Source organism: Yersinia sp. 2540 StPb PI (assembly GCF_052217165.1).
Lineage (GTDB): Bacteria > Pseudomonadota > Gammaproteobacteria > Enterobacterales > Enterobacteriaceae > Yersinia > Yersinia enterocolitica_E.
This window is the reverse complement of record NZ_JAZGQC010000001.1, coordinates 3,433,323-3,455,668: the sequence shown is the minus strand read 5'-3', so window position 1 is coordinate 3,455,668 and position 22,346 is coordinate 3,433,323. Positions and strand designations below refer to the sequence as shown.

Genomic DNA, 22,346 nt, shown 5'->3' with positions numbered 1-22,346 from the left:
TTTTTAATATAGGTGCCCCAGCGTATTAGTGCCACTGCTAATAAATTAGCTTTTCAATTTTCGCCAAGAAAATCGTATGTCTAAATCTATTCATTATATGTACTCACGACTATTAGCCTAATCTGACTAAATCGAAAGGCACGTAACGTTCACCTGTTTGCTGCAATTCAACTACTCTTTCCCGTTCGGCCTGTACTGGGGGCAGCCCGTCGGCATGGATAGCTTTTGCTATGTCAATCTCACCGGTTTGTGCGACCATTACACGTTTTCCCGGGATAATTTGGTTTCTGTTTCTGTCATAGACCTTAACCATATTAACCTCCAATCGCTATCTGATCAGATTCCATGATTATAAGCTATATAATAAAACTGCTATCTAAAATCACAAACAGAGCAATAATATACCCTATATGGATTGTGCTCAATGAGGCTAATCTATTTACCTCAAGTAAAACTATTGCGGAGTTGGCTTACATAACGTGAGAAATTATATTTATTTTTTATCGAGGATCAAGCTTAACAATGATTTTTTTTGCTAATTTACTCGCGATATAACCGGTGCAGCTTGGCAATGATATCTTTAATCAGTAATCCGCCGTGTTGGCGGATTAGTGGAATATCTGTATAGATTATATTAGTGTTTTCTGTGTCAATGATTCCAGTATCTTTAGCGGGGATTGCTCAGGGTGTTTCATACCGGTAACCGGCAATAGGAAAGTTTGTTCTAACATATATTGCCCTCCCATTGCGGCATGGGGGGTTTGATCAGAAAAACAGATCCAACTGCTGCCCGATGGGAAATCAATCGCTTGTTGTAGGCCATTCTTCTGATAATCCAAATCGGACTTCATTTTGTCGTGTAACTGAAGCATCAGATGGTCGTAATGGCTGCGACGGCGTTTAGTGATACCCACTTTATTTTGCAGCCAACTACTGATAGGGGAGTAGTCATCCAGTTGCGGTAAATAACGGCTGGCCAACTGGGTGAAATTTTCGCCAACACGCCATGACCGGGGTTCACCCTGAGGGTTGATATTGGTGAAGATACGGATGATGCGTTCGCCATAATTGGGGCGTGAAGGGAATGCATCAACATGTAGGCGGCTATCGTCTTTACGCCATGATGTGTTATCACGCCAGGCCGTAACCGGGTGTAAACGTAAACTATTGGTTGGGCTGTGCAGGGCAGATTTATACTCTGGCAACAGTTGATTAATTAAATTTAAGCAACGTTGGTAATAGCGTTCAAGTAACTGACGGGTTAAGGCAATTTTGCTTTCATCAGTGACACCCGTTAACGTGCCTTCCACTGGCTTGTAGCTGATATTCTTACGCTTAACATCAACCAATGTAGGGTTGAGCAGTTGTTTCTCCTGTTCACTTAGTGCAAAGGCCAGATGAGGTAAAAATAGCACTTTACCTTGTTCTAGAGCCTCAATAGCGCGGGCACTTTCTGTTTCACTCTGATCCCAACTGCTGTTGGGGAGTGTTAGAATCAATGACTCCGGCACCTGACTTAGGGTTTCACTGCTCATCAACTATCCATTTTTTTGATATCTATCTAATGGTAGGAAGCATAACTCTTTATTATAAATAAAGTGAGCCTGGAGGCATATATTTTAGATTTTTGTGCCCCTGATTGGCTGCATTAATGGGGGTAATCGCCGCATAATAGGGGATGATTTTACGATTGAGGTATGAATTTCGGCGTGTTCGGACCAATGGTCAGTGATGGCATCTAATTGCTCCAATGACTGAAGGTATAGACGGCTAATAAAGCAATCGTCACCGGTTACTTTGTCACACTCAACACATTCTGGTGTCTCCTGGATCATCTTTGCAACGCTATGCAGCATTCCCGTCAAGGGTTTGACCCGGACAATGGCTTGCAAGTTATAACCGAAAGCTCGCGGGTCTAAGTCTAGAGTGTAGCTGCGGATGATATTACGTTCTTCAAGACGCCGCAGACGTTCGGATGTACTCGGAGAGGAGAGGTCCACTTGTTGTGACAGATCTTTTAGAGATATACGAGAATTTTCCGCTAAAATAGCAATCAGTTGTTCATCAATTTTATCCATACCTATCAGCCTCTTTTTATTAGGAGCATTAACCTTATTATAGGCAACATTTTAGCGTATTAACGATATCTGCCTAACAAAACTAATAAGTATGCTGGATAAAAAGGCTACTTTGATATAACGATTAAAGCCCCATACGGGGCATAAGTGTTCTGAATACGGGTATTTACTGCCCAATAACTGACGAACTGGCTAACGAGGAGGTGACGTTTGGTTCATTAAACCGTGAGGGCTTTTTTTGTAAATAGGCCAAATCATAGACATCATAAAAATCTATTTCGCCTTTATTATTAATAATATGCTTAAAGCGAAGTTTAAAGTCATCACTGATATTCTTGTTATTTAATATTTCATCAATTGCTTGTGTTGATAACGCACGACTAAAGAACCACTCTCCGTTGTAGCAAACGCGTAAGTCAAGAATGCCAATATCCTCAAACTTAAATACAGGTTTGATTTCCATCATAAGGATGGCTGACATCAGGACAAAGAAAGCGGTAAATGCAATCATGTAGCCTGTGCCAAAGTATGGCGTTAAGTACATCAAAACTAAGACGAAAAAATATGACACTAGCATTGCCAGGCAAAGGTAGGGATGTTTGTAGACAAAATCGCTGTTAAATTTTAACCGGCCATCTCTTTTTTCTTTTTGATTTATTCTTGCGATGTCGTCAATTAATATTTTTTTAATTATGTCCATAATTATGACCTTGTGATTAATGACTCATAAAAATTAAACCATAATGGTTTGTTATAGATTAACATAGAAGATCAAATCTAAAGTATATCAGTTCAATAAATTAGTTAGCTAAACTGTTATAGGCTGATAAGGGATAATAGTGATGTATATTATTTACTCATCCGCAGAAATCAACCCTTGAGTGTCGATTTCTGCGGATGAGTATAAATAATAGCGGTTTTTATCGTTTTGCATTGCTTTAAACGGTCAAAACAATTTTCCCGATATGTGTACTGCCTTCCATCAACTCATGCGCTTTCGATGCTTCTTCCAGTGGGAATGTCTGGCAGATTTGCGGCTTCATATTGCCCTTACCCAGTAAAGGCCAGACTTGCTTTTGCAGTTCTTGGGCGATCAGTGCTTTTTCTGCAACGCTACGAGAGCGCAATGTGGAGCCGGTGTGTGTCAGGCGTTTTAGCAACATTAACATCAGGTTAAGATCTTTAGCATTACCATTTTGTGTACCAATTTGAACAATACGCCCATTCATGGCCGCAGCTTCATAATTGCGCCCGACATACTCTCCAGCAATTAAATCAACAATAACATCAGCCCCTTTGCCGGCAGTAGCGCGTTTAGTTTCAGTGACAAAATCTTGGGTGTGGTAGTTAATAGCAACATCTGCCCCTAACTTCAGGCACGCTTGACGTTTTTCCTCTGAACCCACAGTGACAATCACTGTCTGTGCGCCAAATGCTTTGCTCAGTAATATTGCGGTGGTCCCAATACCCGAAGATCCGCCGTGAATTAAGACTGTTTCACCGGCGCTAAAATGGCCTCGTTGGAATAGGTTGGTCCATACGGTAAAGAATGTTTCAGGTAACGCCGCTGCTTCAATATCAGTAAGGGGGGAGGGAATAGGTAAGGCATTGGTTTCATGTATGACACAGTATTGCGCATAACCCCCACCAGCTATCAGCCCACAGACTCTGTCTCCGATCTTAAAACGGCTAACATCAGCCGCAATGGCGACCACTTCGCCGGCAACTTCTAATCCAGGAATATCTGAGGCTCCCGGCGGCGGCGCATACTGACCACGACGTTGCATCACATCAGGGCGGTTAACACCTGCGGCTGAAACTTTAACTAATATTTCGCCCGCAGCAGGCATCGGTGTTGGACGCTGTATGGCCGCTAAGACTTCTGGTCCACCAGACTGAGTGATTTCAATTGCGACCATATTCGCCGGGAGGTGCGTTAACGATGTCATAATATTCCTCTTGTCGCCTAAAAGTGGTAAGTCCGATGCTATGCCGGTGACTACGAGACTATCTTAGTCTGGTAATGGAAATAATTCATGACGAGAATGTGCTTAAGTGATGACAAAAATAAGCGTCAGAAAACATCAGTGAAGTAGAAAACAAAAAAAGCGCCCAACAGAGTGGGCGCACAAATTTGCAAAGGAGTCGTGCATGTATGGCTTACTTGCAGGGCTACAATCAAGACTAAGAGATGTTTGGAACGCTTTGATTGTATGAACATTACTTTTCTTACGCTATAGGTATAAATCTGAAATTGTGGACCAGGATAACCCGCGGCGTGCGGTGACGAGATAGCCACCGTACGCCGCGCTAAGCCTAACCCTAACCCTTATAGTGCCAGCAGACCTGATAGTGATAGCTTTCATTCGTCAGCAAGTGATCAGCGTGAACACTAGGGCTCCATGAGTCGTCACCACCGACCCCCATATGAAAACCATCGATATTCAACCAGGTACCTTGCTCTGGTTTTAGTAAGTGCTGGTGGCTGGTTGTCATCAGTTGCTGCGTGCTGTAACGGCTGATACCAAAATGGAACCGACCGGTTAATTGCCAGTTTCCGTAACGCAGAGAGTGGGTATTACAGCGTAAGCCATTTTCACTCGGGAAAATGTAGGGTGTGTGCATCTGCTCAAGCGGCTGTGACCACTGACCATATTGTGCTGAAAGCTGTCGGTCAGGATAGTTTTCATGTGGCCCTAACCCTTGCCAGTCAACATATGGAGCGAGATCTGATAGTTGGCAGCACATACCGATTCTGGCCGGAGGGGGAAGTGATGTTGCCACTTCAACCTGAACATCAATGGTCATACGGCCTTGCTGATCAAAACGGTATAACCAATGTGAATGCAATAGCACTTCATTGGCAAACTCATAGCTGTAGTCGGCACAGATTTGTATTGAGTGGGAGAGGCTATCAGCGTGTAATGATAGACAACGTTGTTCCAACTGATACATTCCCGCCTTTTTCCAGCGTTCAACCCAGGCGTTGGGGTCGATACGGGTTGCTTCGCTAATACCGATATCGTTATCCAGTGGCGCACGAACAAATTGATCACGCAGCGGGCTAAGTAACACCGGTAATTCACCCACCCACCATTGTTCCAGCAAGCCAGTCTGACGATTGAACTGCCAACGCTGTTGCTGGTGAGTCACCATAATCGAGTGCGCATCTTGAATGAGCTGAAGCTCGCTTGGCTCGGTACTATTTAGCTCAGTGCTATTTGGCACAGAGCGGCGGGGTATAGATAGCGCCCGAGGTAAACGCCATTGATGCCAGGCGCTGCGATGGTTACTGGCTGCCCAAGGTGTTTCTGTTCTCAGCCTGACGTCGACGTTTAACCATAAATGGCCGGGTTTATCTGTCAGGGGTAATTGCTCTGCCAGCCTGTAGTGCTGCGTAGCCTCAGGAGATAAATCAAGAGAAAAGTCACCTTCCTGTATCAATTCGCCGTCTAATTCAATTCGCCAATAGAGCTGTTCATTATCACTGTGTCTGAACAGATATTCACTGGTGACACTTATCACCAGTGGCGTGGTGCTCAGTAATGAAAATTGGAAAAACTGCTGCGCGCATTGTGCTTCGTACAAGCTGGGATGAGGGCTGCGGTCAGGGAAAACTAACCCGTTCATACAAAATTGACGGTCATTGGGGCTATCACCAAAATCACCACCATAAGCCCAGTAAGGTTCACCATTCTCATCATCGCGGACAAGGCTTTGATCTACCCAATCCCAAATAAAACCACCCTGTAACCGAGGATATTGGCGGAATGCCTGCCAGTAACGGGCAAACCCACCAAAGCTATTACCCATTGCATGAGCGTATTCACACAGAATCAATGGGCGAGATTCATCAGGCAAACCAATCCATTTCTTGATTGCCCATTTTGGCACCGCTGGGAAAGGTTGGTCCTCATCCACGCGAGCATACATTGGGCATACAATATCGGTCGCGAGCGTATTTGCGCCGCCGCCTTCGTATTGTACCGGACGTGTCGGGTCATTGGTTTTAATCCAGCGATAGAGGGCATCATGGGTTGCGCCATGGCCAGATTCGTTGCCCAAAGACCAAATAATGATACAGGGGTGATTACGGTCACGCTGAACCATGCGCGTAACCCGTTCGCTGAAAGCAGAGAACCACTGAGGATCGTCCGCGAGACGCCCCATCGGTTGCATACCGTGTGTTTCAATATTGGCTTCGTCCACAACATACAGACCATAGCGATCACACAGGCGGTACCACAATGGATGGTTTGGATAGTGTGAGCAGCGCACGGCATTAAAGTTATGCTGTTTCATCAGAATGATGTCTTGCCGCATGCTCTCTTCATCTATGGTCTGACCGGTTTGCGGATGATGCTCATGACGGTTCACCCCCCGAATCAATACCGCTTTACCATTAACCTTAAGCAGACCCTGGTGGATGGCAACTTGTCGAAAACCGACATCATAGGCTTCCGACTCAATCAATTCTTGCTGCTGCGTGAGCAGCGAAATCACGGCGCGATACAGCGTGGGTTGTTCTGCACTCCATAAAGAGGGGGATTCCACCCGCAGCTTAAGATGGGTGCGATCAGTGTATTGCCCACGTTCATCAATGGCTTGGGTACCTAGCGGTTGCTGCAAACTGCTAATTAACTTATCTGCCAGCCACAATTGTACGCGGACTTGGTAAGCCCCAGTTATCTGTGGATCGTTGATGCTGAGTGGAGGAATATTTATCGCTGCCATTACCTCTAAATTGGCAGAGCTGAACTCCGGGGACAAATGTGTGGCGATATGGATATCCCGCAAATGGATCGCTGGTTTGTGAAGCAAACTGACATCACGGAAAATACCGCTCATGCGCCACATATCCTGATCTTCCAGATAACTGCCATCACTCCAACGTAAAACCAGAACGGCGATACGGTTATCACCTGCCTGTAAGTAAGGAGTGAGATCGAACTCAGCAGGCAGGCGACTGTCTTGGGAATAACCCACCCATTTTCCGTTACACCACAGATAAAATGCGGAACTGACACCATCAAAAATAATGCGTGTTTGGCCTGATGAGAGCCAATCTGGCTCTATAACGAAATTACGCGAATAACAACCGGTCGGGTTCTGTTGTGGTACTCGCGGCGGGTTGACCGGAATAGGGTATTGGACGTTAGTGTAAATCGGGGTGTCGTAACCATGGCGTTGCCAGTTGGCGGGGACTGGCAGTAATCTCGCTCCCGATAAATCGTGCTCAACCCACTCATCTGGTACTCTTTCTGGCTGGTCAAAATAGCTGAATGACCATTGTCCGTTGAGTAAACACCGTTGTGGCGAAGGGGTATCATTTTTTGCGCTGTCGCTATCACGCCAACTGTAAAAGGGAGGATGTGCTTCAAGGCGGTGATACTGCGTCACCTGCGGGTTCTCCCAATCTCTGCGTGACAAAATCTGCGATAGGGGCGGTTGAACCTGCTGTTGAACCTTCTGCTGTGACGTCATGATATCAGCCTCATTTCTGCGATGTGCGTGGATACTTTTTGTGCTGGTAAGTGATCAAAGGGTAAAAATGTTATGCGCTCACAATTGTGTTGGGATAAAGATGAATTCAACGACAGATAAAGTAAATAGTGGTTGGATAAATAGTCGAGAGTGATCGCATTTATTCGTTTTTAAGGATAGAGCGCTTAAAGCGTGCTGTTGTTTGGCGTATTGTCAGTTCAGTGGCTAACAAGAGAGACGCAGAAGGTAACTCAATTGAGTGATGCAGCCTGACAATCAGGCGGGAAACGCTCTCTGCCCCTAATTGCTTGAAGTCCTGTCTGACAGTCGTCAGTGGCGGTTGGAAATAGGCACTGTCTGCGGTGTCATCGTAACCAATGACCGAGACGTGCTCAGGGACATTGATATTATGCTCATGCAGAGCGCGTAATACACCAAGAGCCATTTGATCGTTAGCGACCAAAATGGCGCTAAAAGGGATGTTGCTGGTAATAAGTTGCAGTGTGGTCTGATAGCCGCTTTTGGCATTCCACTCACCGTGATAGACCGCCTGCGGTGTTAACGAGGCATCATTGAGTACCTGTAACCAGCCCTGATAACGTAACTGGGCTGAAATGGCATTTTTGGGCCCACAGATAAGGGCAATCTGCTGGTGGCCTAAGCTAATTAGGTGTTCAGCCCCCTGAACAGCCCCGACTTTGGCGTCAAACAGAACACTGAAGGCGGTGGATTGTGGATCAACATCCAGGAACAGCACTGGAGTATCAGCACACTGCTGGACAATTTTCTCGCAGCCTTTGGGCTTCAGCGGAATATTCACTAAGATCCCGTCCACCCGTTGGGCTAATAGCTCATTTATGGCTTGTTGGCAGGCTGGGCCAGTTTGATCATCAACCATGGCAATCACTATTGCGTATCCCAACTCGCGGGCTTTGCTTTTTATCGCTGCAGCTATTTGAGAAGGGGCATGCAACGCGAGATCTGTCGTTGCCAGCCCAAGCGTAAGGCTATGTTTCCCCGCTAATTGCTGTGCTACGCGGTTAGGAACATAGTTTAAGTCAGCCATGGCCTGTTCGACCTTGCTGCGGGTTTTTGGCGAGACATGAAGGGCCTGGTTTAAAACACGTGATACGGTTTGATATGACACTCCCGCCTGACGTGCAACATCATCTAAGGTGACAGACTTCGGCCTCATGCGTTCTTCTCAGGGATAGGTGGCTGCATATTATAGCAAACTCATGAGATAAACTTTCAGTACCCATCGGAAAACATGACGTAAAACAGCCCATTTAATACATTTTGCTCTTTTTATTATCGCCAGCGTTTGGGCAGCAGTAGTTTAGTAACAATAAATTTTATGATTATTCTGCGTAAAAGTGGGCATCAAGAGTATAATTAATAGCTTTTTTGGTTTTATTTTAGCCATGCAAACAAGAATCTGTAGTTTGCCCGCTAAAAAGAGTTGCTATTAAAAGCCGGTCATGAGTTAATGCGTCTCGGCCTGTGGTACAGACCTATTTATGCACGACATCTTGAGTAAAGTGGTTCATATTTAAAGCGTTATCGTTGATAGCTCTTCACTGACGAATTTCCTTCATAGTGCCTCCATAAGTAACGACTGATAACCGGCTATAACACGCCCATGGTGGCAAATTTTTTTAATAAAGGAAATACACATGTCTAACATGATGAAAGGTCAAGTAAAGTGGTTCAACGAGTCTAAAGGCTTCGGTTTCATCACTCCAGCTGATGGCAGCAAAGACGTGTTCGTTCACTTCTCTGCAATCCAAGATCAAGGCTTCAAGACCCTGGCTGAAGGCCAGAATGTACAGTTCTCTATCGAGAACGGTGCTAAAGGTCCGTCTGCAGCAAACGTAACTGCAATCTAATTGGCCTTTGGCTGATTATAAAAAAACCCGCTAAGGCGGGTTTTTTACTTTCTGGCATCCGGCAAGATCCTCTGCTTTATCCCCTCGATTCTGATTAACTCAGCTTCTCTTACTCAGTAAGCCAATACTGTTCTACCCTCGAATATATTCACCAAAAGCATACCGTTGTGTATACGTAAACCTTATCATTCTCACCTTATTCTGTACTACACTAGCAGCATTGATTTAATTGAAGGTAATATCATGAAAGTGAATGATCGGGTGACAGTAAAAACCGATGGCGGCCCACGGCGTGAGGGGGTTGTGTTAGAGGTTGAGCAGTTTAGTGAGGGCATTATGTATCTGGTTTCGTTGGAAGATTACCCCGCAGGTGTCTGGTTCTTTAACGAGATTGATAGCCATGATGGCACCTTTGTCGAGCCGCTTCACCCGTAACATTGGTGTTCTGTCTGTTGTGCTGCGAGCGGCGCAATAAAAAACCGGAGGAAGGTGAGTACACCTTGCCTCCGGTTTTGCTATCTAAATATCGTCACTATAGTTTGGTTGAACGATTTCGGTGTTAACTCAGAACGTTTCCCAGTTTAGTGAGTCGTCACCGGACTTCTTATTCCCGACCGCGCTCTTCTGTTTGGTGGACATAGGTGCTGGAGTTTTCAGTGACGGGGCAGGGTTGCCGCCTTTTAAATGGAATACTGCAACGGCTTGAGTCAAGATTTCAGCTTGTTGTTCCAACGAGGCCGCCGCCGCTGACGCTTCCTGAACTAAAGAGGCATTCTGTTGCGTGACATTGTCCATTTCTGAAACTGCCTGGGCAACCTGACTAATACCACGACTCTGCTCATCAGAAGCAGAGGCAATTTCACCCATAATATCAGTCACATGACTAACGGCTGTCACGATCTCATTCATCGCTTTACCGGCATCGGACACCAGGATGGATCCATCACCAATCAGGTCAACCGAGGCCTCAATCAACGATTCTATCTCTTTGGCAGCATCGGCGCTGCGCTGTGCCAGATTACGGACTTCACTGGCCACTACAGCAAAACCACGGCCTTGTTCGCCCGCCCGGGCAGCTTCAACCGCAGCATTCAGAGCCAGAATATTCGTTTGGAACGCGATACTATTAATTACATTGGTAATTTCAGCAATTTTCATTGAACTGAGGGATATCTTATCCATCGTGCTAACAACATCATTAACGATATCGCCACCCTGAGCAGCTTTACCTGAGGCGTTGGCTGCGAGCTGGCTCGCATGATGGGCATTCTCCGCATTTTGTTTTACGGTTGCGGTCAGTTGCTCCATGCTGGCGGCGGTCTGTTCAAGTGATGCGGCTTGTTGCTCGGTACGTGCCGAAAGGTCGGTATTACCCAGTGCAATTTCACTCGATCCCTGGTAAATAGATTCAGCACTGCTGCGCACAGCTTCCACAGTTAGGGATAACGAATCCTGCATTTGTTGGATATTGTTACCCAGCACACCAATTTCATTGCGGCCAAATGAGACCGAACTTTGTGTCAAATCCCCCTGAGCAATACGCTGAATACGTGCTACCAGCCAATTAATCGGCTTGATGATGACTTTGCTGATCACTAAAAAAGCAATTAATGTCAGTAAGATGGCCAGAATAAAAGCGCCTCCCATCAGCATATAACCAAGACGGGCTTGTTGTTGGGCGGTCTGATTAATCTGGTTAGCCCGTTCGGTGCGATACTTAACTGCTTTCAGCAGTGGTTCATTATAAGCATCATCCAACTGATTAAGTTTTTCAGCTTCGAGGGAAATAACTTCTTCAAAATGACCTTCTTTCGTCGCGTCGAGCATGAGTTTCATCCCCTCGTCGCGATACTGTTCATAGGCTTTTTTCAATGGTGCATCTAATGCGCTATCCGTTTCGGATTTAACCGGACGGTTATAGTAGAGATTAAACATTTGCTGCGATTGAGCGATACGGCTCTCAGCGTTTTTTAGCCCCTGCTGATAACCCTCGGTATCACCGATACGTGCCGCTGATGCTGCTTGAATCAGAATAAGGCGTGCAGTACGCAGGTGGTTCGAACTGTTAGACAGACCCAGGCGGATATCTAGCTCTTGCGTCGCCTCTTCCAGTGATTGGTTACTCTGTTTTAAGAAGTAACCTGACGTCCCAATCGCCGCTGCAAATAAAAGCAGTATTCCCGCCAAGATGGCGATAAACAAAGTGACCAGACGCATATTATTAATAAACAATACTTTCGTATTTTTATTCTGTTCTGGCGCTATTTTTATATCCAATGGCTGATGCGTACTTCCACGTTTCATTGTTAGTTCCGTTTCTATAGTCGCTCGAGGAAAGGTCCTTGCCTGATGTACCCGGTATGTTTGAAGCTATAGCCTGGTTCGCTGTAACGCCGATTTACGGTGGGTACAGGCATCGCTACTTACAGTTAATCCACCCCTATATCTAAAAAAATCTCAACAGTCCTTTAAGAACCTATCGGCAACGGAGCTAAAATAGTTAGGGTTATAAATGGGATCACGATCGCAATTTGGATTAAAGATTGATGAGATTTCTGTAATTGTGTCAATGACTTGATGGTAAGGACAGGGGGATGCACTCAGTTGGCTGAGTGAGGGGGTATAGGTGTCATTGTGCGCGAGTCTTAGCGAGGGTGATTGAGTATGGGCACCGACGTGGGGAATGGCAGGTAAGAGTGTTTGAGTTGATTCTCTTATCTCTGTTTTATTCTTATATGCCCCTGACGCATGCTCAATGGCTTGAGTAGAGTATGATGTAATTAATCGATATATTATAAATATTAAGTTTATTGTTTAATTCATTGGGGCTGGTTTAGGTTTTGTTTAGAAATATAGACTTTACATAATTATCACACGCAACTATACTCTTGAAAAATTTCGGTGGAGAAAATAATGGATACGCAAAGTAGTAGTCAAATAAGCAAGGCAAGCTAACCTATCTCTCTACAGATTTGTTGCTTGCCGAAAATGGCGGGCAGCACCCTCTCTTATTTCCTGAGTTGTGCATACCCAAGTAGACCCTTATTACTTGACGTTATCGTGGCGCTGGTGGTGTTTATTCACTTGAAGCCCATGTTTTAGTCAGCGCAACGAGATTCATTCAATCGTTGTCTGGTTATAACGCCAATGAGTGTGGGTGTAATATTTCACTCGATGTTTAATCATCGAGGGTAATAATTCGGGTTTTTATTATGGTATTTAACAACCACGCACTTTTTCCTCCCGGCAGAAACACGGGCTATTGCTGATTTATACCCTCGGGTTATATATCTCAGCACAATTACCTGTGTGCTAAATAGCACATGATTATTCTACCAATGATTAATTCATGGAGAGAATCATGGCATTAACTCCTTTTGTCGTAAATTTATTACTGGCGATGTGTTTGGGCGCATTAATTGGCGCTGAAAGACAATGGCGCCAGCGTATGGCGGGCTTACGTACTAATGCATTAGTCGCGACCGGTGCTGCAGTATTTATTCTCAGCTCTTATGCCACATCCCCTGATAGCCCTGGTCGTATCGCCGCTCAAGTTGTTTCAGGCATCGGTTTTTTGGGTGCAGGCGTCATTATGCGCGAAGGCATGAATATTCGTGGCCTGAACACCGCAGCTACACTCTGGTGCTCGGCGGGTATTGGTGTGCTTTGTGGCTTGGGACTGTATTGGAATGCAGTGGCCGCCACTGCCGTTATTCTGTGTGCCAATATATTGTTACGGGAGGCGGCGCAACGGATTAATATGCAGCCTCAGCAACAAGCCATAGACCTGGAAGTTCGTTACCGGATTCAGGTCACTTGTGGTGCGGAAGATGAGATATTGGTTCGAACCCTTATTTTACAGGCGTTAAATGGTGTGGCATTACGATTACAGTCACTTTGCAGTGCAGATATTGCCAAACCCGGTCAGTTGGAAGTGTGTGCAGAAATAATGGCGACACCCGCAGCGCAAAGAGAAATTGAAAGTATTGTTTGCCGTGTCAGTCTGGAGCGGAGCGTCAGTGCCGTCCATTGGCGTATCGCATCTGAATTACCTGCTTAATAATAAAGTAATTTACTCATTAATAAGTTGCTCAATTTTTTGCAATAAATAATTAAATACTGACCCATGTGGTAGTAAGGAGTTGTTATGGACGATCACCCCGGAGTTAACCAAATTAGTCGCTGCTAATTAAATATAAATACAAAGTTGGCAGCGCAATAATAGTTCAGCACATTTATCTCTCAATAATTGAGCGGATAAACCCTGTGCGTTTAGAATTAAAAGAGAAGCGTTATGACCCAATTCAAAAAAACAGTTACCAGCCGTAGCAGTAATAAAAAAACTTTTGCTATCGCGCAAGAAGCCAAGAATAGTTTGGATCAAACATTATCCAAGTTGAATGCTAATTTAAATGGGCTGACAGAAGAGGATGCCAGGGAGCGACTGGAATTATACGGCATTAATCAGGTAGCACATGAGAAAGCGCCCCCAGCGTTGCTTCAGTTATTGGCAGCATTTAATAATCCTTTTATTTTTGTTTTGATGGTATTGGCGGCAATCAGTTTCTTTACTGATTATTGGCTGCCATTACAACAGGGTGAGGAGACTGATCTGATAGGTGTCACTATTATTGTGACGATGGTATTGATCAGTGGTTTATTGCGTTTCTGGCAGGAGTACCGCACCAATAAAGCGGCTGAAGCCCTGAAATCGATGGTGCGAACCACCGCCACAGTATTACGCCGTAGTAGCCATAGTGCCCAACCGGCAAAACAAGAAATTGCGATTAAGCAATTAGTGCCGGGGGATATCATTCTGTTATCCGCCGGAGATATGATTCCGGCAGATTTACGGCTCATTAAATCCAGAGATTTGTTTATCAGCCAGGCGATCCTGACCGGAGAAGCTATCCCTATTGAAAAGTACGACGCAATGGGGGCCATCAGCTCAAAATCAGTAGATGCGGATGCCAATAGCGAGAGTGAATTACTTGAATTATCTAATATTTGTCTGATGGGAACTAACGTTGCCAGTGGAACGGCAATGGCTGTGGTTGTGGCTACCGGCGGGCATACTTATTTCGGGTCGCTTGCTAAGTCGATTGTTGGCACACGCGCGCAGACGGCATTTGATCGTGGCGTCAACAGTGTCAGTTGGTTATTGATTCGTTTTATGTTGGTAATGGTACCGATTGTATTGCTAATTAATGGTTTTACAAAAGGTGATTGGACTGAAGCGGCACTATTTGCATTGGCAGTTGCGGTTGGGTTAACCCCTGAAATGTTGCCAATGATTGTCAGTTCTAACCTGGCGAAAGGTGCAATTGCTATGTCACGGCGCAAAGTTGTGGTTAAGCGATTGAATGCAATACAGAACTTTGGTGCTATGGATGTGTTGTGCACAGATAAAACCGGCACATTAACCCAGGACCGCATCATTCTTGAACACCACCTGGATGCCAATGGCAGCAATGACAATAAAGTGCTGCAATTAGCATGGCTTAATAGTTTCCATCAAAGTGGTATGCGCAATCTGATGGATCAGGCGGTCATAAAATTTAGCCGCGGTAAACCTGAAATAGATGCTTTGCGCGGCTTTAACAAGGTCGATGAATTACCGTTTGATTTTATCCGTCGCCGTCTGTCAATTGTGGTAAAAGATGAGCAGCAGCACCAGCGCTTAATTTGCAAAGGTGCGGTGGAAGAGATGCTGAGCATCTGCACCCAAGTTCGCGAGGGAGATAAGATATACCCACTGGATGAAGCCCGCAGAGCCAAATTACTGGCGTTAGCCACGCAATATAATGAAGACGGTTTTCGTGTTTTGTTACTGGCAACCCGTGAGTTAGGGACTCAGCTCAGTGAATTACCGTTAAATATTAATGATGAACGTGATTTGGTTGTTCAAGGGCTACTGACTTTCCTCGATCCGCCAAAAGAGAGCGCGGAGGCTGCTATCACCGCACTGCGTGAAAATGGCGTTGCAGTAAAAGTGTTAACGGGCGATAACCCGATTATTACGGCAAAAATCTGCCGCGATGTCGGGTTGGAGCCGGGGGAACCGCTGAGTGGCCGTGATATTGAAGGTATGGATGATGAAACGTTAGCGCGTGAAGTCGAGTTGCGCACAGTGTTTACCAAACTTACCCCTTTGCAAAAATCACGGGTGCTAAAAATGCTGCAAAGCAATGGGCATACCGTTGGTTTTCTTGGCGATGGCATCAATGATGCACCGGCATTACGCGATGCTGACGTGGGGATATCGGTTGATACTGGCACTGATATCGCTAAAGAGTCGGCAGATATTATTCTGTTAGAAAAGAATCTGATGGTGCTGGAGGAGGGGGTTATTATAGGGCGTGAAACCTTCGGTAATATCATCAAATATCTGAATATGACGGCTAGCTCGAATTTCGGCAATGTGTTCTCAGTGCTGGTTGCCAGTGCATTTATTCCTTTCTTACCCATGCTTGCCATCCACCTGCTGTTACAAAACCTGATGTATGACATTTCCCAGCTTTCCCTGCCGTGGGATAAAATGGACAAAGAATTTTTACGCAAACCGCGTAAGTGGGATGCTAAGAATATTGGCCGCTTTATGCTATGGATTGGGCCAACTTCCTCAATTTTTGATATTACGACTTATGCACTGATGTGGTTTGTTTTTGCGGCTAACAGTGTTGAGCATCAGGCTTTGTTCCAGTCCGGTTGGTTTATTGAAGGTCTGTTGTCGCAGACGTTGGTTGTCCATATGTTGCGCACACAAAAAATACCGTTTATTCAAAGTACCGCCGCCTTGCCAGTGCTATTGACGACCGGATTGATCATGGCAATAGGTATCTATATTCCGTTCTCACCATTGGGAGCATTAGTCGGATTGCAACCATTACCGTGGCAATATTTCCCTTGGTTGGCAGGTACCTTAGTCAGCTACTGTGTTGTTGCGCAAATGATGAAGCAATTTTATATTCGCCGCTTCGGCGAGTGGCTGTAATTGCTTCGATTAATGGCTAGGTTTTATATCCGGCAAGACTATTTGTTGCTATCAGGGCATTGATATAACAGTTTCCGGGGCGAGTTGGCCCCGGAATTATGTCGACTATTCATTACTGACGCGAATCACCAACTTGCCAAAATTCTTGCCTTCCAATAGGCCGATAAAGGCTTGCGGCGCATTTTCTAGTCCGTCAACCAAGTCTTCACGGAACTTGATTTTGCCCTGATCAACCCATTGGGTCATTTGCTGTAGGAAATCACCAAAATGATGGCCATAGTCATCAAAAATGATAAATCCTTGCATCCTAATCCGTTTGCGCAAAATGATGCTTTGCAACAGTGGCAAACGATCCGGGCCGTCCGGTAATTCCGTATCGTTATAGCGTGCTATCAACCCGCATACTGGAATACGGGCGCGTGGGTTCAGCAATGGCAATACCGCGTCAAATACCGCACCACCTACGTTTTCATAATAAATATCAATGCCGTCAGAACAGGCTTTCTCCAATTGTTGCGCAAAATCTGTTGCCCGGTGGTCAATACAGGCGTCGAAGCCCAATTCTTCCACCACATAGCGGCATTTCTCCGATCCTCCAGCTATCCCGATAACTTTGCATCCTTTTAGTTTACCGACTTGCCCGACAACTGAGCCAACCGCGCCACTGGCTGCGGCAACGACCAGAGTTTCGCCCGCTTTGGGCTGACCAATATCCAATAGTCCCATATAAGCCGTGAAACCAGGCATGCCCAAAACGCCCAGAGAGCGTGAAGGATGGGAGAGTTGTGGCCCCAAATTGCGGATACCAGCACCATCCGATAACGTATAGTCTTGCCAGCCACTGTTGGCCAAAACCCAATCACCCACTTGAAACTCCGGGTGATTAGAGGCTTCAACGCGTGAGACGGCCCCGCCCACCATGACGTCACCAATTTCAACCGGCGCGGCATAGGAGGGGGCGTCGCTCATACGGCCACGCATATAGGGGTCAAGCGACAAATAGCGAGTGCGAAGTAGCACCTGACCTGCTGCGGGTTGCGCAATAGGTTGAATATCTAAGGTGAAATTTTCGCTGGTTGGTGTGCCATGTGGGCGTGAAGCCAGCAGAATACGGCGGTTACTGGTTTTATCTTGAGGCATCAAATTCCCTTACTTGGACGGAGTAAAAAGGCCGGTAGTGAACATAGCGAATATTTAAAATAACGCGTGTTGAGAATAATAGTAGAACTCGGCGGGATGATTTCAGCTAATAGTGCGGCAACACAGCGAAAGGTATTACGGTTCTGACAGAACGGTTGCCGCAACGCGCAGTTGCGGGTTAATTAAAGTGGGACGATCAACACGTCGACACTACTGGTATTAATCAGCTTGGCAGCAGAACAGGAGAGTTTATTCATCAGGCTTGTACTGTGGTTACCGCAGATAACTAAATCAATATGCTGCTGTTGGCAAACGTAAGCCATGCTATCAGCGAATTGCCCGTGCACAATGGATCTATCCTCTATGGGATAATCTGCATTAATCGCTAACTCCTCCATAAATAGTTGCGCTTCTTCTTGCAACACAGAACGCAAGTCTCCCAGCATGGGGGCAGCATAACTGCTGTACATTTCTGGCTCAGTTGTCAGGGTGATTAACGAAACCCTGCCATTATAGGGCCGCACGATAGAAACGGCTTTATTAACCAATTGTTGGCTATCGGGTGAAAGGGCAACTGCGACCAGTACATTTCTGTATCCCATCATTAAGCTCCCATAAGCGCGGCTATAGATTAAAGGTTAGGGGAATACACCTTTGATAAATGGGATGTCAGTCACATTTGGTTACGACCAGCCAATAATGCGAGCCGTGATAGGGCGTTAATTAAAATAGTCGCTAATAAGCAATGTTTGAAACTTATGTTTCAAACATTATTAATTACTTTCAATTACATTGTATTCACAAATTCCTTGTAAAAACGCGGATATGAACCAAAGTTAAAACTGCGGCAGAATGAAATGCGTGCAATAGCGTTGAACTGAAACATGCAGTTACCTCTGTTGCCTTTTTTAATACATGTTGTTGGGTTTTTTAACGTTAAAAGGTAAATGGGTTAATAAATGGTCGATAGGCGGTGTTTTGTGAAATCGCATAAATATTCGTTAAAACAAAATAGTTTCGGAAGGGTAGTTATAGGATAACCGAACTATAATCCTCTGCTTTAGTCCTTACTGCTGATAATTTTGGGTTATAACAGATTTATGTTCTGCTATTTTGCTTTAGGAATGCTTTTGTTCGAACTGATCTAAAAACACTAAGAATTGGGCCTATATATCTAGTTTTTTAGCTCTTTTCTGACTTGTGAGTGTTTTTTAACCATTGGTGTGAGTGAAAAATGAACAATTATGGGTGTAAGAAACAGCTTTATATTTTATTTTTGTGACCCGCATCACATTGCATTTAAAATGAATCACTAGTCACATTGTATGTGCTAACGATTCGGGAGTAGAGTTGGGCCTCTTTAGGAATAATCCTAATATTTTGTAAGAAAAATTGCATAGCAAAATGCACTATCAGAGCAGCACAAAACCGAGCTGCCAAGTTTACGACATGTTATTTCATACCAAAATGGTATTTTTGTAATGTAACACCAGTAGGTTTTAATTACTTTTAGTTCTATGGGTTTTAATTAACTGTATAGCGGGAAGGATCCCAGGTCTTGGGTGAAGAATTCTATCATCCAACTTATGTTTTAAAACATAATCAGTCGGGATGTATAAAATGAGTACGTCTGAATTACTCAAACATATTTATGATATTAATTTGTCTTACTTGCTTTTAGCACAACGGTTAATTAACGATGAAAAAGCCTCAGCGATGTTTCGTCTGGGTATTACAGATACTATGGCCGACGCATTAGCGCAGTTAACTTTACCGCAAATGGTTAAATTAGCTGAGACTAACCAATTAGTCTGTCATTTCCGTTTCAGTGACCACAACACTATTCATCATCTGACGAAAGAATCTCGTGTCGATGACTTGCAGCAAATCCACACAGGGATCCTATTGTCGAGTCACTTACTCCACGAGCTATCGTTACAAGACGGTAGTGCGCCTAAAAAAAGAGCATGACTGATGGTTGTGAAAAGTATTGTCCAGGAAGCCAAAGACATTCATTTGGCAATGGAGTTGATCACTTTAGGTGCGCGTTTGCAGATGCTTGAAAGCGAAACGCAACTCAGCCGGGGGCGATTAATTAAGCTCTACAAAGAGCTGAGAGGGAGTCCGCCACCTAAAGGAATGCTGCCGTTTTCGACTGATTGGTTTATGACCTGGGAACAAAACATTCATTCATCGATGTTTTATAACGCTTATAGCTTCCTGCTAAAAAGCGGGCAATGCACCGGTGTTGAGGCCGTTATTAAGGCCTATCGTCTTTATCTGGAACAGTGTCCTGATCAGTCTGGAGTGCCGCCATTACTGGCGTTAACTCGTGCCTGGACCCTGGTTCGATTCGTTGACAGTGGTATGTTGCAACTCTCAGGTTGCAGTTGCTGTGGTGGGACTTTTATCACCCATGCGCATCAACCACGAAATAGCTTTGTTTGCAGTCTCTGCCAGCCACCTTCCCGCGCAGTAAAAAAACGTAAACTTTCTCCGCCATCTGCCGATATTACTTCACAACTGCTGGATGAGCAGGTTAGACGCGCAGTTTGAGTCTCTTTGAGTTGTCAGAGTTTTTTGGTTACAGCTGCGGTATGGATACCGTTCCTGTAGCCAGTTAATGACAATTCATTGCACTCAAAGGGTGCTAACGCCTCACCTTCCACCCACACACTTTGCTAAGGATGTCGCGTGTTAGTTATTTTGGGTTATATCGTGGTCTTAGGTGCGGTCTTCGGTGGCTACATGATTGTTGGTGGCAACCTTGGCGCACTGTATCAGCCAGCCGAATTTTTAATTATCGGCGGTGCAGGTATCGGTGCATTTATCGTGGGTAACAACGGCAAAGCGATAAAAGCGACAATAAAGGTCATGCCAAAATTGATGCGCCGTTCTAAATATAACAAAGTCCTGTATATGGACTTAATGGCGTTACTTTACCGTTTATTAGCTAAATCCCGTCAACAGGGAATGCTGTCACTGGAACGGGATATAGAAAGTCCGCGGGAAAGTGAAATTTTCTCTAATTATCCTCGGATCTTGGCCGATAAGTTATTAGTGGAATTTATTACTGATTATTTACGGTTAATTGTCAGCGGAAATATGAATGCTTTTGAAATCGAAGCACTGATGGATGAAGAGATAGAAACTCACGAACAAGAATGTGAAGTTCCCGCAGGTAGCCTGGCGATGGTGGGGGATTCGTTACCCGCGTTCGGTATTGTTGCTGCGGTTATGGGGGTGGTACATGCCCTGGCTTCCGCCGACCGACCCGCCGCAGAACTTGGGGCACTAATTGCCCATGCGATGGTGGGGACGTTTCTGGGTATTTTGCTGGCATATGGCTTTATTTCACCTTTGGCCACCTTGTTGCGTCAACAGAGTGCAGAAACCACCAAAATGATGCAGTGCATCAAGGTGACACTGCTTTCCAGCCTGAACGGATATGCGCCACAAATTGCCGTGGAGTTTGGTCGTAAAACGCTCTACACCACTGAGCGTCCATCGTTCATTGAGCTGGAAGAGCATGTACGCAGAGTGAAAGCGCCGGCACCGCAAGCGACAGAAGAGGACGCATGAAGCATCAGAACCACCCCGTTATTGTGATTAGAAAGCGAAAAGCTAAGCATGGTGGCGGTCATCATGGCGGGTCATGGAAAATTGCTTACGCTGACTTTATGACAGCGATGATGGCCTTCTTTCTGGTGATGTGGTTGCTATCGGTTTCCAGCCCGCAGCAACTGACGCAAATTGCGGAGTATTTTCGGACACCGTTGAAAATAGCGTTGACCAGCGGTGATAAGAGCAGTGCCAGTACCAGTCCGATTCCTGGGGGCGGTGATGATCCCACCCAGCAAGTGGGCGAGGTACGCAAGCACATCGATTCAGAAGAGAGTCGCAAAGAAGAGTATCGACTGAACAAGTTGCGGGAAAAACTGGATCAATTAATCGAATCCGACCCGAGATTGAGAGCATTACGGCCACATCTGTTGATTAACATGATGGAAGAAGGGCTAAGAATTCAGATTATTGATAGCCAGAATCGGCCCATGTTTAAGATGGGCAGTGCGCAGGTAGAGCCGTATATGCGTGATATTTTACGTGCTATAGCCCCTATCTTGAATGACATACCAAACAAAATCAGTCTGTCTGGGCATACCGATGATCTGCCGTATGCCAATGGCGAACGAGGTTACAGCAACTGGGAGTTGTCGGCTGATCGTGCTAATGCTTCACGGCGTGAATTGCTCGCCGGTGGTTTGGATGAGGGAAAAGTGCTGCGGGTGGTGGGCATGGCCTCGACGATGCGCTTAAAAGAGCAAGCAGCGGATGATCCGGTTAACCGTCGAATCAGTATTTTAGTGCTGAACAAACAGACGCAACATGATATTGAGCATGAGAATTTAGATAACAAAGCGCTGGATATAGAAAAAGCCGCGAGCTTAAAGCAGCTTGAGACCAGTGGGACTGTGCCAACCGCGACGCCTGCTGCTGCGACAGCGCCAACGGGTACGGCAACCTCCACCGGGCAACCCGCGACTGGGGCGGTAACAGTATCGGCGGCGGCAGTACCGGTAACGGCAGCACCTGTGAAAACGATAACGCAGCCTGCAACAGCACCACAAACACAACAATCGAGCACGGGGAGCATCACTCCAGCGACCACTGGGCCAACGACATCGTTGCCAGCGGCACCTGCAAGTAATGCACCGGTCTCTCCGACAAGCCGCGACGCACAGTAGAGGTGACACCGTGAGC

The 22,346-nt window shown here is 45.6% G+C and carries 18 protein-coding genes; 8 read left to right on the top strand and 10 right to left on the bottom strand.

Going from position 1 to position 22,346, the window contains the following annotated elements:
* Positions 1 to 112: 112 nt before the first annotated feature.
* From ydfZ to V1956_RS15945, 7 genes are all read right to left on the bottom strand, one after another.
* Positions 113 to 313 (bottom strand): putative selenium delivery protein YdfZ, encoded by a 201-nt coding sequence (gene ydfZ / locus V1956_RS15975; protein ID WP_372558650.1) that lies wholly within the window; start codon positions 311 to 313, stop codon positions 113 to 115.
* Positions 314 to 629: 316 nt separating this feature from the next.
* Positions 630 to 1,535, bottom strand: a complete 906-nt coding sequence (locus tag V1956_RS15970; protein ID WP_420075294.1) for a Kdo hydroxylase family protein — start codon at positions 1,533 to 1,535, stop codon at positions 630 to 632.
* Positions 1,536 to 1,619: 84 nt separating this feature from the next.
* Positions 1,620 to 2,078, bottom strand: a complete 459-nt coding sequence (locus V1956_RS15965) for an Lrp/AsnC family transcriptional regulator (RefSeq protein WP_083159185.1) — start codon at positions 2,076 to 2,078, stop codon at positions 1,620 to 1,622.
* Positions 2,079 to 2,244: 166 nt separating this feature from the next.
* Positions 2,245 to 2,778, bottom strand: coding sequence for a YlaC family protein (locus tag V1956_RS15960; RefSeq protein ID WP_083159184.1), 534 nt, complete (start codon positions 2,776 to 2,778; stop codon positions 2,245 to 2,247).
* A 238-nt stretch (positions 2,779 to 3,016) separates the two neighbouring features.
* Positions 3,017 to 4,027 carry an NAD(P)H-quinone oxidoreductase gene (locus V1956_RS15955; protein ID WP_420075167.1) on the bottom strand — a complete coding sequence of 337 codons (1,011 nt, stop codon included), beginning with the start codon at positions 4,025 to 4,027 and terminating at the stop codon, positions 3,017 to 3,019.
* A 373-nt stretch (positions 4,028 to 4,400) separates the two neighbouring features.
* Entirely contained in the window at positions 4,401 to 7,562 is a 3,162-nt protein-coding gene (locus tag V1956_RS15950) for a beta-galactosidase (protein ID WP_420075166.1), read from the bottom strand.
* A gap of 160 nt (positions 7,563 to 7,722) precedes the next feature.
* On the bottom strand, positions 7,723 to 8,757 hold the full coding sequence (locus tag V1956_RS15945; RefSeq protein WP_372558654.1) for a LacI family DNA-binding transcriptional regulator: 1,035 nt from the start codon (positions 8,755 to 8,757) through the stop codon (positions 7,723 to 7,725).
* A 481-nt stretch (positions 8,758 to 9,238) separates the two neighbouring features.
* Here V1956_RS15945 and cspE point away from each other — a divergent pair, with 481 nt between their 5' ends.
* Positions 9,239 to 9,451 carry a transcription antiterminator/RNA stability regulator CspE gene (gene cspE, locus V1956_RS15940; RefSeq protein WP_002210893.1) on the top strand — a complete coding sequence of 71 codons (213 nt, stop codon included), beginning with the start codon at positions 9,239 to 9,241 and terminating at the stop codon, positions 9,449 to 9,451.
* 243 nt (positions 9,452 to 9,694) lie between these two features.
* On the top strand, positions 9,695 to 9,886 hold the full coding sequence (gene dsrB, locus V1956_RS15935) for a protein DsrB (protein ID WP_372558655.1): 192 nt from the start codon (positions 9,695 to 9,697) through the stop codon (positions 9,884 to 9,886).
* A gap of 129 nt (positions 9,887 to 10,015) precedes the next feature.
* On the opposite strand, the gene V1956_RS15930 is transcribed toward dsrB, so the two are convergent.
* The gene (locus V1956_RS15930; protein WP_083159180.1) at positions 10,016 to 11,755 is read right to left on the bottom strand and encodes a methyl-accepting chemotaxis protein; all 1,740 of its coding nucleotides are present in this window, start codon (positions 11,753 to 11,755) and stop codon (positions 10,016 to 10,018) included.
* Between the two features lie 1,057 nt (positions 11,756 to 12,812).
* On the opposite strand from V1956_RS15930, the gene V1956_RS15925 reads away from it, so the two are divergent.
* Both V1956_RS15925 and mgtA read left to right on the top strand, forming a co-directional pair.
* A complete protein-coding gene (locus V1956_RS15925) occupies positions 12,813 to 13,511 on the top strand; it encodes an MgtC family protein (RefSeq protein ID WP_193784678.1) in 699 nt (232 codons plus the stop codon).
* 234 nt (positions 13,512 to 13,745) lie between these two features.
* Entirely contained in the window at positions 13,746 to 16,445 is a 2,700-nt protein-coding gene (gene mgtA / locus V1956_RS15920; RefSeq protein ID WP_372558657.1) for a magnesium-translocating P-type ATPase, read from the top strand.
* A gap of 105 nt (positions 16,446 to 16,550) precedes the next feature.
* Here mgtA and V1956_RS15915 read toward each other — a convergent pair whose 3' ends face one another.
* A complete protein-coding gene (locus V1956_RS15915) occupies positions 16,551 to 17,585 on the bottom strand; it encodes an NADP-dependent oxidoreductase (protein ID WP_083159177.1) in 1,035 nt (344 codons plus the stop codon).
* 182 nt (positions 17,586 to 17,767) lie between these two features.
* Positions 17,768 to 18,187 carry a universal stress protein UspC gene (uspC, locus tag V1956_RS15910; RefSeq protein WP_083163715.1) on the bottom strand — a complete coding sequence of 140 codons (420 nt, stop codon included), beginning with the start codon at positions 18,185 to 18,187 and terminating at the stop codon, positions 17,768 to 17,770.
* A 1,018-nt stretch (positions 18,188 to 19,205) separates the two neighbouring features.
* Between uspC and flhD the strand changes: the two genes are divergently transcribed.
* The 4 genes from flhD (at position 19,206) to motB (ending at position 22,330) form a co-directional block, all read left to right on the top strand.
* The gene (gene flhD, locus V1956_RS15905; protein WP_193784677.1) at positions 19,206 to 19,556 is read left to right on the top strand and encodes a flagellar transcriptional regulator FlhD; all 351 of its coding nucleotides are present in this window, start codon (positions 19,206 to 19,208) and stop codon (positions 19,554 to 19,556) included.
* 3 nt (positions 19,557 to 19,559) lie between these two features.
* The gene (gene flhC / locus V1956_RS15900; protein WP_083159175.1) at positions 19,560 to 20,141 is read left to right on the top strand and encodes a flagellar transcriptional regulator FlhC; all 582 of its coding nucleotides are present in this window, start codon (positions 19,560 to 19,562) and stop codon (positions 20,139 to 20,141) included.
* A gap of 138 nt (positions 20,142 to 20,279) precedes the next feature.
* On the top strand, positions 20,280 to 21,167 hold the full coding sequence (gene motA / locus V1956_RS15895; RefSeq protein ID WP_083159174.1) for a flagellar motor stator protein MotA: 888 nt from the start codon (positions 20,280 to 20,282) through the stop codon (positions 21,165 to 21,167).
* A complete protein-coding gene (gene motB, locus V1956_RS15890) occupies positions 21,164 to 22,330 on the top strand; it encodes a flagellar motor protein MotB (protein ID WP_083159173.1) in 1,167 nt (388 codons plus the stop codon). The genes motA and motB overlap by 4 nt, the downstream gene beginning before the upstream one ends.
* Positions 22,331 to 22,346 lie beyond the last annotated feature (16 nt).

Bases quoted from the DNA above. Each gene is read 5' to 3' on its own strand.
- V1956_RS15970 (WP_420075294.1), bottom strand. From the start codon at position 1,535: ATGAGCAGTGAAACCCTAAGTCAGGTGCCGGAGTCATTGATTCTAACA.
- motB (WP_083159173.1), top strand. From the start codon at position 21,164: ATGAAGCATCAGAACCACCCCGTTATTGTGATTAGAAAGCGAAAAGCT.
- flhD (WP_193784677.1), top strand. From the start codon at position 19,206: ATGAGTACGTCTGAATTACTCAAACATATTTATGATATTAATTTGTCT.
- cspE (WP_002210893.1), top strand. From the start codon at position 9,239: ATGTCTAACATGATGAAAGGTCAAGTAAAGTGGTTCAACGAGTCTAAA.
- V1956_RS15965 (WP_083159185.1), bottom strand. From the start codon at position 2,078: ATGGATAAAATTGATGAACAACTGATTGCTATTTTAGCGGAAAATTCT.
- flhC (WP_083159175.1), top strand. From the start codon at position 19,560: ATGGTTGTGAAAAGTATTGTCCAGGAAGCCAAAGACATTCATTTGGCA.
- V1956_RS15955 (WP_420075167.1), bottom strand. From the start codon at position 4,027: ATGACATCGTTAACGCACCTCCCGGCGAATATGGTCGCAATTGAAATC.
- V1956_RS15950 (WP_420075166.1), bottom strand. From the start codon at position 7,562: ATGACGTCACAGCAGAAGGTTCAACAGCAGGTTCAACCGCCCCTATCG.
- dsrB (WP_372558655.1), top strand. From the start codon at position 9,695: ATGAAAGTGAATGATCGGGTGACAGTAAAAACCGATGGCGGCCCACGG.
- V1956_RS15945 (WP_372558654.1), bottom strand. From the start codon at position 8,757: ATGAGGCCGAAGTCTGTCACCTTAGATGATGTTGCACGTCAGGCGGGA.
- V1956_RS15925 (WP_193784678.1), top strand. From the start codon at position 12,813: ATGGCATTAACTCCTTTTGTCGTAAATTTATTACTGGCGATGTGTTTG.
- V1956_RS15930 (WP_083159180.1), bottom strand. From the start codon at position 11,755: ATGAAACGTGGAAGTACGCATCAGCCATTGGATATAAAAATAGCGCCA.
- V1956_RS15960 (WP_083159184.1), bottom strand. From the start codon at position 2,778: ATGGACATAATTAAAAAAATATTAATTGACGACATCGCAAGAATAAAT.
- V1956_RS15915 (WP_083159177.1), bottom strand. From the start codon at position 17,585: ATGCCTCAAGATAAAACCAGTAACCGCCGTATTCTGCTGGCTTCACGC.
- ydfZ (WP_372558650.1), bottom strand. From the start codon at position 313: ATGGTTAAGGTCTATGACAGAAACAGAAACCAAATTATCCCGGGAAAA.
- uspC (WP_083163715.1), bottom strand. From the start codon at position 18,187: ATGGGATACAGAAATGTACTGGTCGCAGTTGCCCTTTCACCCGATAGC.
- mgtA (WP_372558657.1), top strand. From the start codon at position 13,746: ATGACCCAATTCAAAAAAACAGTTACCAGCCGTAGCAGTAATAAAAAA.